General features: G+C 42.9%; 11 protein-coding genes. 6 read left to right on the forward strand and 5 right to left on the reverse strand.

Translation table 11 applies throughout. The features are described 5' to 3' along the window. Nucleotides 1–37: 37 nt before the first annotated feature. From EFK13_RS07485 to EFK13_RS07495, 3 genes are all read right to left on the reverse strand, one after another. A complete protein-coding gene (locus EFK13_RS07485) occupies nucleotides 38–1,873 on the reverse strand; it encodes a DNA ligase D (protein WP_129505915.1) in 1,836 nt (611 codons plus the stop codon). Between the two features lie 3 nt (nucleotides 1,874–1,876). Then, complete coding sequence (ku, locus tag EFK13_RS07490; RefSeq protein ID WP_455577874.1) at nucleotides 1,877–2,761, reverse strand: non-homologous end joining protein Ku; 885 nt, start codon at nucleotides 2,759–2,761, stop codon at nucleotides 1,877–1,879. Between the two features lie 88 nt (nucleotides 2,762–2,849). Next, the gene (locus EFK13_RS07495; protein WP_129505913.1) at nucleotides 2,850–5,252 is read right to left on the reverse strand and encodes an EAL domain-containing protein; all 2,403 of its coding nucleotides are present in this window, start codon (nucleotides 5,250–5,252) and stop codon (nucleotides 2,850–2,852) included. A gap of 208 nt (nucleotides 5,253–5,460) precedes the next feature. Here EFK13_RS07495 and EFK13_RS07500 point away from each other — a divergent pair, with 208 nt between their 5' ends. From EFK13_RS07500 to EFK13_RS07515, 4 genes are all read left to right on the forward strand, one after another. Continuing rightward, nucleotides 5,461–6,096, forward strand: a complete 636-nt coding sequence (locus EFK13_RS07500; protein ID WP_129505912.1) for a DedA family protein — start codon at nucleotides 5,461–5,463, stop codon at nucleotides 6,094–6,096. A 259-nt stretch (nucleotides 6,097–6,355) separates the two neighbouring features. Then, the gene (locus tag EFK13_RS07505; protein WP_407062074.1) at nucleotides 6,356–7,150 is read left to right on the forward strand and encodes a TerC family protein; all 795 of its coding nucleotides are present in this window, start codon (nucleotides 6,356–6,358) and stop codon (nucleotides 7,148–7,150) included. A 263-nt stretch (nucleotides 7,151–7,413) separates the two neighbouring features. Then, on the forward strand, nucleotides 7,414–8,169 hold the full coding sequence (gene sigI / locus EFK13_RS07510; protein ID WP_129505910.1) for an RNA polymerase sigma factor SigI: 756 nt from the start codon (nucleotides 7,414–7,416) through the stop codon (nucleotides 8,167–8,169). Next, entirely contained in the window at nucleotides 8,166–9,311 is a 1,146-nt protein-coding gene (locus EFK13_RS07515) for an anti-sigma-I factor RsgI family protein (RefSeq protein WP_129505909.1), read from the forward strand. Before sigI ends, EFK13_RS07515 begins: the two co-directional genes overlap by 4 nt. A gap of 10 nt (nucleotides 9,312–9,321) precedes the next feature. On the opposite strand, the gene sspD is transcribed toward EFK13_RS07515, so the two are convergent. Then, nucleotides 9,322–9,516 (reverse strand): acid-soluble spore protein SspD, encoded by a 195-nt coding sequence (gene sspD / locus EFK13_RS07520; protein ID WP_003218568.1) that lies wholly within the window; start codon nucleotides 9,514–9,516, stop codon nucleotides 9,322–9,324. Nucleotides 9,517–9,645: 129 nt separating this feature from the next. Next, the gene (htpK, locus tag EFK13_RS07525; RefSeq protein ID WP_129505908.1) at nucleotides 9,646–10,347 is read right to left on the reverse strand and encodes a transcriptional regulator HtpK; all 702 of its coding nucleotides are present in this window, start codon (nucleotides 10,345–10,347) and stop codon (nucleotides 9,646–9,648) included. Between the two features lie 170 nt (nucleotides 10,348–10,517). Here htpK and htpX point away from each other — a divergent pair, with 170 nt between their 5' ends. Both htpX and ktrD read left to right on the forward strand, forming a co-directional pair. Then, nucleotides 10,518–11,414, forward strand: a complete 897-nt coding sequence (gene htpX, locus EFK13_RS07530) for a protease HtpX (RefSeq protein WP_129505907.1) — start codon at nucleotides 10,518–10,520, stop codon at nucleotides 11,412–11,414. A 172-nt stretch (nucleotides 11,415–11,586) separates the two neighbouring features. Continuing rightward, nucleotides 11,587–12,936, forward strand: coding sequence for a Ktr system potassium transporter KtrD (ktrD, locus tag EFK13_RS07535; protein WP_129505906.1), 1,350 nt, complete (start codon nucleotides 11,587–11,589; stop codon nucleotides 12,934–12,936). The last annotated feature ends 61 nt before the right edge of the window (nucleotides 12,937–12,997 follow it).

Consider the following 12,997-nt stretch of genomic DNA (forward strand, 5'->3'; position numbering starts at 1 on the left):
GAGATTTTCTCGACAGCCTGAGAGCTGACTTTAATAGTCAGCTCTTTTTCTTTAATTGATGTAAAATGGCGCTAAGAGGTTCGTCTTGCGGGTTGCGGTAAAAATCAAAAAAAGGGCAGCCCTGCTTCTTAATCCGGTCGATTACGGTATCGATCGTAAACATAGCGGGTGTTAAGGATGATTGTACCTCGTGCCAATAGAGCGGTGCTGCGACAGTGCCAAGCTCGTTTCCTCTTGTTGAATAGGGGCAGATAATCGTTTTTCCTTCTGCATGCTGCAAATAATCGAGATACAACTTGCCGTGCCTGTTTTTAATCAAACGTTCTGTGGTAAAGAGCTCTGGAAATGCATTGGTGCAGTATTCTGCGATCAGCTGTGTAAATTGGCGTGTTTCTTCATACGTAAATGCCTCAGGGGACAAGGGAATATAAAGCTGGATGCCCTTGTTGCCGGACAGCTTCGGATATGACGTGATGCCAAAAGAGTCAAACAGCCGCTTCAGTTCATTTGCGGCCTGCACGGCCATGAGAAAATCATCTCGGGAAGGCGGGTCCAAATCAATGACAATCTCAGCCGGGCGTCTGCTTTTAATGGTTTGAAAAGGAACATGAAACTCCAAAGAAAGCTGATTGGCAAGCCATAATAGTGTAGACATATCTTCGCAGATAATATGTTCATGGCTTCCATCACAGAAAGATTGAACAAAATCCGGCGCATAGTCCGGCTTATTTTTTTGGAAAAACGATTCGCTCCCTGATCCATGCGGATAGCGGATGACGGTGACAGCACGGTTATTCAGAAATGGGAACAAGTAGTCACTGGCTTCAATCACGTACTGAATAAAATCTTCTTTTGTTTTTTTATTCTTTTCAAATATGATTTTATCCAGGCTTGTGAATTGCAGCTTCGGATGGACTGGTTTTGAGCGGCGCATGACTTGCGCATATGTGCATTCGGTCCAGTCCATATGGAACTCGAAACCGACAAATGATACCTCTCTTAATGTGCCTTGGAGAATCGTTAAGTATTGAACGGTTGCACAAATTGATGGTTCAAGCGTAAATTCGCCTGAAGGTGTTTGATATCCGTGCTGTTCCATAATTTCGCGTATAGCGCTTTTTTCCTCATCGCGCATTCCGTGCGAGACAGAGGCAATCGGTGTCATAACACCGTTTTTTAACACAGACACTGTCAAAAATCCATTGTTGGGGTTGAATCCTGTTATACAAACATAAGCATGTTTAAAATTTTTATATTTGAGCCAATCGGGCGACCGCTTCTTTTTAAGCCATTTGCTGGTTGTTTTCTTTGCTACAATTCCTTCTCCGTCATATTTTGTGACCATCTCCCAAAGGGAATCAAAATGATCATAGCAGGGGATATACTGAATGGTTTCCCTAGCGTAAGGGTCTGGAGACGCAGGAAGCTTTGCAGCAGACATGAAATCGTACAGCGATTGTTTCCGTTCCAGATACGAAAGAGACGATACATCCACTCCGCTTCGCTCTAAAAGATCAAAGGCGAGAAAGCAGCACGGACGCGCGTTTGCCGATTCCTGAATCTTGTCCGGTTTTTTCAAACGCCCCCGCACTTGAAGGTGTTCAAAATCTGCACGGCAAGGATTCACCAAACATACGATTTCCCCATCGAGCGTCAGCGGAAGATCCTTTTCCATATGCTGAAAGGCTGACTTGGCGAATTGCGTGATTTCAGGGAAGGTGCTGTTAAGCTCCAAACCATTTCTGCTAGTTAAAGTCACACCCGCTGAATGGATACGGAGAACACAGCGGTACCCGTCATATTTTACTTCATAACGCCAGTCTGCTCCTTTTGGCGGTGACGAAGTAAGGACGGGCTGCATGGTAAACGCCATGGGCTATGACGTGCCGGAGGCTTTTTTTCTCGTCGTTTTTCGTTTTTTGTCCCCGGCTCCTTTCGGTTCAGCGGCTTGTGCTGGTGCGGCTGCCGGGGTTTCACGGTTCGGCCTTCTGGTTCGGTCGATGCTGGCTTGCAGGGCACTGACCAGGTCAATGACGTCTTCACGAGGAGGCGCTTTATCAGGAGTGACGGCTGTTTCTTTATTTTCAAGCTTGTCGTTGACTCTTTGCAGCAGCGCCTGCCGGTACGTGTCCTCATATTTTTCAGGTTCAAACTCAGCAGTCAGCTCATCTATTAATGTGATAGCGGTTTGCAGTTCCTTATCGTTTACATTCGATTGATCAGGCACGCCCGGGACATGAGCGGCGCTTCTGACCTCATCCGGATAATGGATAGACTCCATCACAATACAATTTTCATAAACGCGGAGAATGGCTAGCTGCTGCTTTGATCTGATTGTCATATTGGCGATGCCGATCTTTCCGGTTGAGCGCAGCGCCTCACGCAGCAAAGTATAAGCTTTCGTGCCGTTATCTCCGGGTCCGACAAAGTAGGAGCGGTTAAAATAAATCGGGTCGATGTCCTGAAGCTGAACAAAATCAACAATTTCCACCGCTTTCTCTTCATGCTCCTGCTTTAAACTTTTTAAATCATCGTCCGTCAGCACCACATATTTACCTTTTACATATTCATATCCCTTCACAATTTCATCAGGACCGAGTGTTTTTTCGCAATTTGTGCAAATTTTTTCGTATTTGATTGGCGCGTGGTCCTCTTTATGAAGGCTGCGCAGCTTAATGTCTTTATCTTCTGTGGCCGCATATAGCTTGATGGGGATGTTTACTAATCCGAAACTGATCGATCCCTTCCACATTGTATGCATATCGATAAACCCCTTTTTTTCTTTAGTGTGAAGTGGAGGAGTTCGATTCATGTGTAGTAACTTATGGGTAAAAAAACAGCCGCGCTGTTTAATGCGGCGGCTGTTCGAGAATTAATTGTTCGAGTTGTTCAGGCGGTATCGGCCTGCTGAAAAAGAAGCCCTGTAAATGGTCACAGCCCTTTTCGTATAGAAGCTGTTTTTGAGCTGAATTTTCCACACCTTCAGCGATCACCTGCAAAGACAGCTGATGGCCCATGGCAATAATGGCACCGGTTATTTGCTCTGATTTCGGGTGGGTCTGAATATCGTCGATAAACGATTTGTCGATTTTTAGTCTGTGAATCGGAAAGTCCTTCAAATAGCTAAGCGAGCTGTGACCCGTTCCGAAATCGTCTATACTGATTCTGATTCCTAACTCTGTTAAAGACGTCAAAACCTTCTTGGAGTGATCGAGATTGTCCATTGTCATGCTTTCTGTCACTTCCACCTCAAGAAGCTGCGGAGGAAGCTGATATTTATCAAGCGCATCCTTGATCAGGGGAATCAGATCTTCGGATTGAAACTGCCTGGCGGAAATATTAATGGCGACAGAAAGGTTATACCCTTTGTCATACCAAGCTCTTGCCTGCTTGCATGCTTCATCTATAATCCACTTTCCGATATCAATAATGAGACCCGTTTCTTCAGCAACACCGATGAATTCTCCGGGCGGACACAATTGCCCGTCGGGTTTGACAAGGCGTATCAGCGCTTCTGATCCTGTCATTTTTTGGCTTTTCGCACTGAATTGCGGCTGATAATGCAGAACAAATCTATCGTTTTCGATTGCTTCTCTAAGTATCATCTCTTGGTTAAGCTTGACGGTTTCTTTGTTGCCGATTGAAAAAGAATAGTATCTGTATTTGCTTTTGTTTCGTTCTTTAGCGGCATACATTGCCATATCAGCCTTTTTCATTAATTCAAGACCATCCGTCCCGTCTTTCGGTGATATCGCAATCCCGATACTGACAGATGTGACAAGTGTGTGATCCTGAATGTTGAAGGGTTGTTTGAATTTTTGGATAATTTTTCTTGCTAAAACATCGGCTTCACCGGTTCCTGTATTAGCGTCCGTTAATATGATAATAAATTCATCACCGCCAAGACGGGCGATAAATCCATTTTCAGGGACAACAGAGGACAAACGTTTCGCCGTCAGCTGAAGCAGCTGATCGCCGACATTATGTCCTAATGCATCGTTAATCACTTTAAATCGATTTAAGTCCAGAAAGAATACAACGGTGCTAAAGTTTAAGGTATGTTCGCGATTCATCACCTCTGTTAAGTGAGAAATGGCATGCCGCCTGTTGGGTAAATCTGTAAGTGAGTCGTAATGAGCCATTCTATGGATTTCTTTTTCTGCTCTATACTGTTTTGTCATGTCCTTGCAAATGACATAGATGCTGTCCAGCTCTTGATTGACCTCAACAGGTATGAGCGTAATATTTAAGTGAAATTGGCCTTTCTCAGTGATAAGATCACTATCGCTGTTAATGGCTTGTTTATCTTTTTTGACTTGCTCAAAAAGGCGCTGAATCTTCTGTGATGTATAGTTTCTCCAATCATGCATGCTAAAGCCGAAGTCTCTGATCATATCCTCACCGGCACGGTTGGATGATATAATCTCTCCTTCTAATGACAAAATAAAGATCGCGTCAATATTGTGGACGATCAAAGATTGAAACCGCTGTTCGTTATCCTTGATACGTTCACTCTGTTTAATAAACTTTCGATCAGCATGGGAACTGAATAATAATAGCGTTTGTATACAGAAAATGATTAAAGTAACAAAAAAAGACCAGTGAAACGTATGGACCTCCATATGGCCCCCGGGCGGCGCCATGTCCATCTGGAAAGAAGCCGCAAGCATACCTGTATAGTGCATGCCTGAAATCCCTATACCCATTACAATCGAACTGATGACTTTATAGAACATAAGATGATCGGAATGTTTTTTCAAGGCTAAGTCAAAGAATATTTTTAACGAGACGAAAGATGACGCAATCGCAATGATAATGGATAGTGTAAATAGAAACGGATCGTACATAATCATTACCCGGGAAATGGCAGACATTCCGAGATAGTGCATAGATGCTATAGATGCGCCAAGCACAACTGATCCCGTAAGCAGTCTGTAATATGTAAGAATGTGCCGGCTGACAAAATATAATGACACAAAAGATCCGGAAACAGCTGCTCCAATGGATGCAATTAAAGGCATGAATTCATATTGCATCGGCATCTCCATATGGACGGCCATCATCCCTACAAAATGCATGGACCAAATACCGAATCCCATAATGAGTGAGCCGCCTATCAGCCAAATCTTGCTTTTTAAACCCGTATTGATCGTGACTTTCCTTGACAGTTCAAGAGAAATGTACGATGCGGCACAGGCAATAAGAATAGATAAACAGATGAGTGTCGTATTATACGTAACTTGTATTTCCAAATGGAGATTCCCCCCGTGTCGTGAGTTCCAGTCTTGTTGACTCATTTTATTATCGGTTGCTTAATCGCAGAGTTTCAGCCTTTAAGGCCTTAGAAATCCGGCAAGATTTATTTTTAGTTCAGCTGACCGTGAAAAATGTGTTAAAATCATGTTGACGTTTGCCGAAATAACAAAAAGCATTATACATAAATAGGGAAAAGGGGAAGTGATGGCTATCGAAGAGCTGGTAATGTCATGGATAGAAGCGTTTAAAAGCTTATCTTATTTTGGTATCTTTCTAGCGCTTTGTATTGAGTTTATCCCTGCTGAAATCGTCCTGCCGCTTGCGGGGTATTGGGTATCAAAAGGAGATATGACGCTTTTTGGCGCTGTTATGGCGGGATCGCTTGGGGGAGTGGCAGGTCCGCTTACGCTGTATTGGATAGGCCGATACGGAGGGAGGCCGTTTCTTGAACGTTTCGGGAAGTACCTCTTTATTAAGCCTGAAGCGCTCGATAAGTCGGATGAATTTTTCAGAAAGCATGGGGGATTTGTTGCCTTCAGCGGCCGATTCTTGCCAGGCATCCGGACGTTGATTTCCATACCGTGCGGAATTGCAAAAATGAACGTTTGGGTGTTTTCGCTTTATACGTTTATCGCCATGCTGCCGATTACATTCGTATATGTTTATCTAGGTGTGAAGCTCGGTGAAAACTGGAAGGAAGTCGGCTCTATTCTCGATCAATACATGCTTCCAATCGGGATAGCGATTTTGGCGCTGTTCGTGTTTTACTTACTGGTGAAAAAGAGGAAAAAACGCACGAACTCCGGACATTTTTCTGTATTTTTAAAAAATAAACGTTGACAAATAATCGCGCTGCGCATATCATTGACGTATAATATCATATTTCTTGAAATCCCAAAGGGGAGTAGCGTCCGGATTTGTTTCCGGAAACAAAGTCGTCATTTCATGGATTGCCATATCCATCGGCTTTGTTGGCATGCCTGAATTCATGTCTAGCAAGACCTTTGCCTTATGTCGGCAAAGGTCTTTTTTGCATGGTCCGGCCGGCATAAGATCGGATGAAGAGAAAGAAAACAACTTTTTTGGGAGGGTATCATTTATGGATGCAGCATTATTATTAGAGTATGGTTGGGTTCTTCTCGTCTTGATCGGGCTGGAAGGGATTTTAGCTGCCGATAACGCCTTAGTCATGGCGGTAATGGTAAAACATTTGCCGGAGGAAAAAAGAAAAAAGGCGTTATTTTATGGGTTGGCAGGGGCTTTTGTTCTGCGTTTTGGTTCTCTATTCGCAATTTCTTTTTTGGTCAACGTTTGGCAGGTTCAAGCGATTGGCGCAATCTACTTGCTGTATATTTCAGCAAGCCACCTATTGAAAAGATATGTATTTAAGAAGGAAGACACACATAAAGAGACGAAACAAAGCGGTTTTTGGCCGACTGTTTTAAAAGTTGAATTGGCAGATATCGCGTTTGCGGTTGATTCCATTTTAGCAGCAGTGGCACTGGCGGTTACGCTTCCGGCAACGCCGCTTCCGAAGATCGGCGGTCTTGACGGAGGACAATTTATCGTCATTTTGGCCGGAGGTATCATCGGACTGGTGATCATGCGGTTTGCGGCTTCAATGTTTGTTAAGTTATTAAAGGAACGTCCAAGCCTAGAAACAGCAGCCTTCGTCATTGTCGGCTGGGTCGGAGTGAAGCTTGCTTTATATACACTTGCCCATCATGACATAGCGGTTGTTTCGGAGCACTTTATCCATTCTGGAACATGGAAGCTGATATTCTGGGGTGTCTTAGCGGCAATCGCGATTTGCGGCTGGTTCATGTCAGGGGCAAAAAAACAGCCGGAGGACGCACAAAACGAACAAAAAAACAGCAGCCGGGAACAGGCGTAATCTAAAAGACTCTGCTTAATAGCAGGGTCTTTTCATGTTTAAAACGTTTTCATGGACGAAATAAAATAACATTTTTATAACAGCATTGTTACAAAAAACACGTATAAAACCCCCTTAATTCTCTAGAAAGGCACGAAAACATGTATAGTACGTCGGAATGGTTTGTCATAATTGAGACATTGGAAATCAATATTTCTTTTTCTCCTTTGCGAATCCCTATCAAATTAGCTATCATTAATGAGTAGTTATAGGGAGGAACTGAGGTGAAACCAGTGCTTAGCCTTTTGTTTAAATTGGGAAAAAAGAAGCAAACGCTTGAAAAATCTGTTGAAAGTATACAAAAAGGCAATAAAGATCTGCAAAATGAATTAATACAGCAATATAAGCCATTTATCGCAAAGACGGTTTCATCCGTTTGTAAACGATATATAGATGAAAAAGACGATGAGTTCAGCATCGGGCTGATCGCATTTAATGAAGCTATTGAAAAATACTCACCTGAAAAAGGCAATTCTCTGCTCGCTTTTGCTGAGCTTATTATAAAAAGAAAAGTCATTGATTACATCAGAAAAGAAGCCAGAAGCGCACAAAATATAAATATCGATTTACAGGAAGGAGACGATCAGGAGTCATCGCAAAGCCTGATTGAAGCCGAGCTTTCCATTGATGAATACCGCCGTCAGGTTGAACAGGAGCAGAGGCGGGAGGAAATTCTCTATTTTCAAAGGCAGCTCAAAGATTATGGTTTATCGTTTAAAGAGCTGCTTGAAAATTCTCCGAAGCATGCGGACGCAAGGCAAAACGCCATAAAGGTGGCAATGACCCTTGTTGAACATGAAGAGTTGGCCGCTATCCTGTATACAAAGAAGCAGCTTCCGGTAAAACAGCTCGAACAGCTTGTATCTGTAAGCCGAAAAACGATTGAGAGAAACAGAAAATATATTATTGCGATGTGTATTATCATTACGGGTGATTATATTTATTTAAAAGATTATCTTAAAGGGGTGCTGCACTCATGAGAAGAGGGATTATAGTAGAGAAAAATAGAAAATTCGTCACGTTGCTGACCCCTGACGGACAATTTTTAAAAGCCAAAAATGATCGCCGCAGCTATGATATCGGAGAAGAAATCATGCTTCCGAGTGAATCACGCATGGGCAGAAGGGCCAGCTTTTTTGATTTTTTAAAACTGCGCCCTTTCAAAATGGGGATTTTTACGATGACTGCTATTATGCTTTTTATTTTTATAGTTCTCCCCGTTTTTTCTAATAACAAGGCCTATGCGTATATGACAATCGATATCAACCCGAGCTTCGAAATGGCGTTAAACAGCGATTACGAAGTCATTGAACTGACGCCTCTAAACGATGAGGGAAAGAAGGTCGTGAATGATATTGATGATTGGGAGAAGACGGATTTTAAAAAGGTGATTGACGATATTATAACCGACTGCAATGAGCACGGATATGTGGAGAAATCGAAAGAAATATTGATTTCCACTGTTTATGAAAATACGGAAGACAATACATATAAGAAAGCTGTGAAAAAACAGCTAAATGATGTAAGGGAAAAATATAAGACGACATATCGTATGGAATCTCTCGAGTCAGATATGCAAACGAGAGAAAAAGCGAAGAAGGAAGGCGTTTCAACAGGCAGCTACATCAAATCAAATGAAAAAACTGACAATAAAGAGTCAAAAGATGACTCCGGCAAACCATCCGGGGAAGAGGATCAAAAGGGTGCCGGAAGTGAGGATGAAAACATCGATCAAACTGACGGCCAGGACAGCAAGCAAGATGACAATGAACAGATGGATGATGCAGATTCCGGAGACAAAAAAGAAGATACAACGGATGCCCAGACTGAAGATCGTGACAAAGATAAAAATGTAAAGGAATCAGATGAAAACAAAAATAACGAAAAAGATGGGGACCATGAGCAAACCCCAATACAAGATCCTCAAGATAAAGGAAATGAGGACAATAGCGCTGAAAAGAATCAAAGCCAATATCACAGGGACTGGAATAACGGTGAACAAGGAAAGAATCGTTCTTCGTCAAGCGGGGATAACGCTTCTGACCGCCGTAATCCAAACGGCTACAGCAGTGATAATCATTCAGCCCAAACTGAAGATTCGCCGAGTGACCCCGGCGAATAAAGACCTGAATTTATTTAGTTGTGCCATTTAATTGTGATTGTGCTTGCTGTACCAGCCGCTTTGTCATTTCTCCGCCTACAGAGCCGTTAGCGCGTGCAACTGTATCAGAACCAAGGTTCACACCGAATTCTTGAGCCACTTCGAGTTTAAATTGGTCTAGTGCCTGCTCCACCCCTGGAACAACGAGTTTATTTCTGCTCGCCATCTTTTTCATCTCCTTTTTCTATAAAGAAATTCTTAACGCGTAATTAGTTTGAAATGTACGGGGTTTATTTATGCTGGCAATTGTTTGGAGAATAAAGAAAACCCCGGCTCGGGGCCGGGGTGACGCAGATTATAAAATATCCGCTGTCATTTTATGTGCGGTTGCCTGAATATGGAACGTCAAAATGGAGAGGACTGTAATGGCGATAATCTGTCTGATTTTTAGCCATTGGCTGTCATTCAGTTCTTTAAATCGGCGGCGGAGACGCTCTGCCTCCTGTTCGACGATCTCCTGCAGATTTGATTCTTTCATAGAAGGCTCTTCTTGATGATGAACGGCATCTAGCACACATGCACAGCTTTCATAATAAGCAAGCGGGCTGATGACATCGTCTGATCTGTCTGAGATCGTGTTAAAGGCCACTTTTAAAATCGCCCTAATGTGTTCAAAGTCATAAATGGATTTTAAATCACGTACAATTAAAAGAATAACTGCCTGTTCAACTGAGTATTTTTTACCCAGCTCAGGATGTCCGATCAGATCCTTGATATCACGCTTTACCCAGTTTTGGATCGCGGTTGACTTTAACGAAGTCAGCTCGCATAAGTTGCCAAGCTCTACAATTTCGTTTGTAGAGAGACCGTATTCTTTTTTCTGTTTTTTTCGTTCGTATCTTGTAAGAAATTCAGGAATTTCAAGATGATTGGCTGCTTTTTCTGCTGACATGTTCGCAGATTGGACGAGAATGTCGAGCGGGCTTATTTCTCCTTGTCCTTTTAGGGAATAGAGCAGCCGCACCATATCGGTTCGATTGAGTTTAAAAGTGTTCATTGTTCACCTCTTTAAAACAATTTGACGCGGATATAGCTCTATGTATGAGTTCAAAATTGAAGCGTCAGCAATTACATTAACATCATACGTCGAATTCCTTGCATTTTCAAACGGATGTTTTATAATTTAGATATACGGGTTCTTTTGAACTTAAAATAACGGAGGTTGTTATGGCGAAGAGAATTTTTCTGTTTATCTTAACGAATATTTTGGTGCTTACAACTATTGGGATCGTTTTGTCTGTTTTAAGCTCTGTTACCGGAGTCGGAACGTACTTTACAGCTGATGGCGGTATTGATCTAATAGCGCTCCTTGTGTTCAGTTTAGTCGTTGGTTTTGTCGGTTCCTTTACGTCTCTTGCGATGTCCAGATGGATGGCCAAGACGATGATGGGCGTCAGAGTGCTGAATCCGAACAAGCACACGCTCAGCTATGAGGAACAGCAATTGGTTGATCGTGTTCATCGATTAAGCCGTTCTGCCGGTTTAACGAAAATGCCGGAGGTCGGCATTTACCGGTCGCCTGAAGTGAACGCGTTTGCGACTGGACCGTCAAAACGCCGTTCTCTTGTGGCCGTGTCGTCAGGGCTGCTGGAGCAAATGGATGATGCCGCGGTTGAAGGTGTGCTTGCCCACGAGGTCGCGCATATCGCTAACGGTGATATGGTAACGATGACGCTTTTACAAGGTATCGTCAATACCTTTGTCGTCTTTTTATCCCGTATCGCAGCATGGATTGCAAGCCGTTTTGTCAAGGAAGATCTTGCGCCGATCGTTCATTTTATTGCAATGATCGTCTTTCAGATTGTCTTTTCCATACTCGGCAGCCTGGTTGTGTTTGCGTACTCACGCCATCGTGAATTCCATGCTGACAGAGGGGGAGCGGATCTTGCCGGCAAGGATAAAATGATTCATGCGCTTCGGACGCTTAAGAGCTACTCTTCACGCATTATAGAAGACGATCAGACAGCTGTCCAAACATTAAAGATTAATGGCAAAAAGCGCTCTTCGCTTTTCTCTACACACCCTGATTTAGATGAGCGAATCAGACGATTGGAAGCTAAATAATACAAACACATTGTCCCTCTGAGAGAATCCTCAGAGGTTTTTTCTTTTATCCATTGACTAAAATAATAAAAAAATAAGCAAGTTAAGAAAATGTTCGTAAAAGCCTTTAAAAATGAATCTAATATCTTTAGAATAATTACCGTACTTAAAAAGAGAGGCAGAAGGATTTTACATGAAATTTAAGCTTGGAAAATTGATACAGGCACTATCACCAGCCCAGCTGATCGCATTATATTATTTTCTTGCGGTTACGGTGGCCGTTATATTGCTGAGTTTGCCGGCGGCCCATAAACCGGGGGCAGAATGGACGTTTATAGATGCGCTGTTTACGGCTGTCAGTTCAGTCAGCGTGACGGGGCTGACTGTAGTTGATACAGCTGATACATTCAGCACTATAGGCATTTTTATATTGGCATTTGTCCTGCAATTTGGCGGAATCGGGATTATGACGCTCGGAACGTTCATTTGGCTGATCATGGGAAAACGAATCGGGCTGAAAGAACGGAAATTGATTATGGTTGACCAAAACCAATCCCAATTTTCGGGGATTGTCAATCTCATGAAGCAGGTTCTTTTTCTGATCTTGTGGATTGAATTTTTTGGCGGGCTCATACTCGGCACCTATTTTTTAACCTACTATGATTCCTATCAGGAAGCTTATTTACACGGATTTTTTGCGAGTATCAGTGCAACCACAAATGGCGGATTTGATATAACCGGCAGATCCATGATTCCATTTCGCCACGATTATTTTGTGCAGTTTATTACAATGCTTTTAATTGTATTTGGCGCAATTGGATTTCCTGTGCTTGTCGAAGTAAAGGATTTCTTGTTTTCAAAGCATCGGAGGTACCCATTTACACTTTTTACGAAAATCACGACCATTACGTTCGGCTCACTGGTCTTATTTGGGGCCATCGGCATTTATGTCTTGGAAGCAAACCACGCATTTGCGGGAAAGTCATGGCATGACATTTTGTTTCTGTCTCTGTTTCAATCGACGGCTACCCGAAGCGGGGGGCTGGCAACGATTGATATCAGCCAATTATCAGATGCTACCATATTTTTTATTTGCGCGCTGATGTTTATCGGAGCGTCGCCAAGCTCAGTCGGGGGAGGCATACGGACAACGACTTTTGCCTTGAACCTTTTAGCGCTGTTTCATTTTGCCCGCGGCAATAAGTCCGTAAAGGTCTTCAAACGGGAGTTGCATCCTGCTGATCTGATGAAATCGCTTGTTGTCACGATGATGGCGATTCTGCTCGTTTTTGGCGCAACACTTATCCTGATCATCACAGAAAAGCATTCTCTGCCGGAGCTGTTGTTTGAAGTGTGCTCGGCATTCGGTACAACCGGTCTTTCACTTGGAATTACTGCTGATTTAAGCAACGTTGGAAAATGCGTCATTATGATTGTCATGTTTATCGGGCGAATCGGTATCCTGACGTTCCTGTATCTGATCGGCAGAAAGGAAATTGAAGCGAATTATCATTATCCGAAGGAGAGAGTGATTATCGGATAGAAAAACACCGCACATTTTGCGGTGTTTTTTGATTGCCAAAAAAAAGATGTGTGGCGCCGTT

Origin of the sequence: Bacillus cabrialesii, from assembly GCF_004124315.2 — a bacterium.
GTDB lineage: Bacteria > Bacillota > Bacilli > Bacillales > Bacillaceae > Bacillus > Bacillus cabrialesii.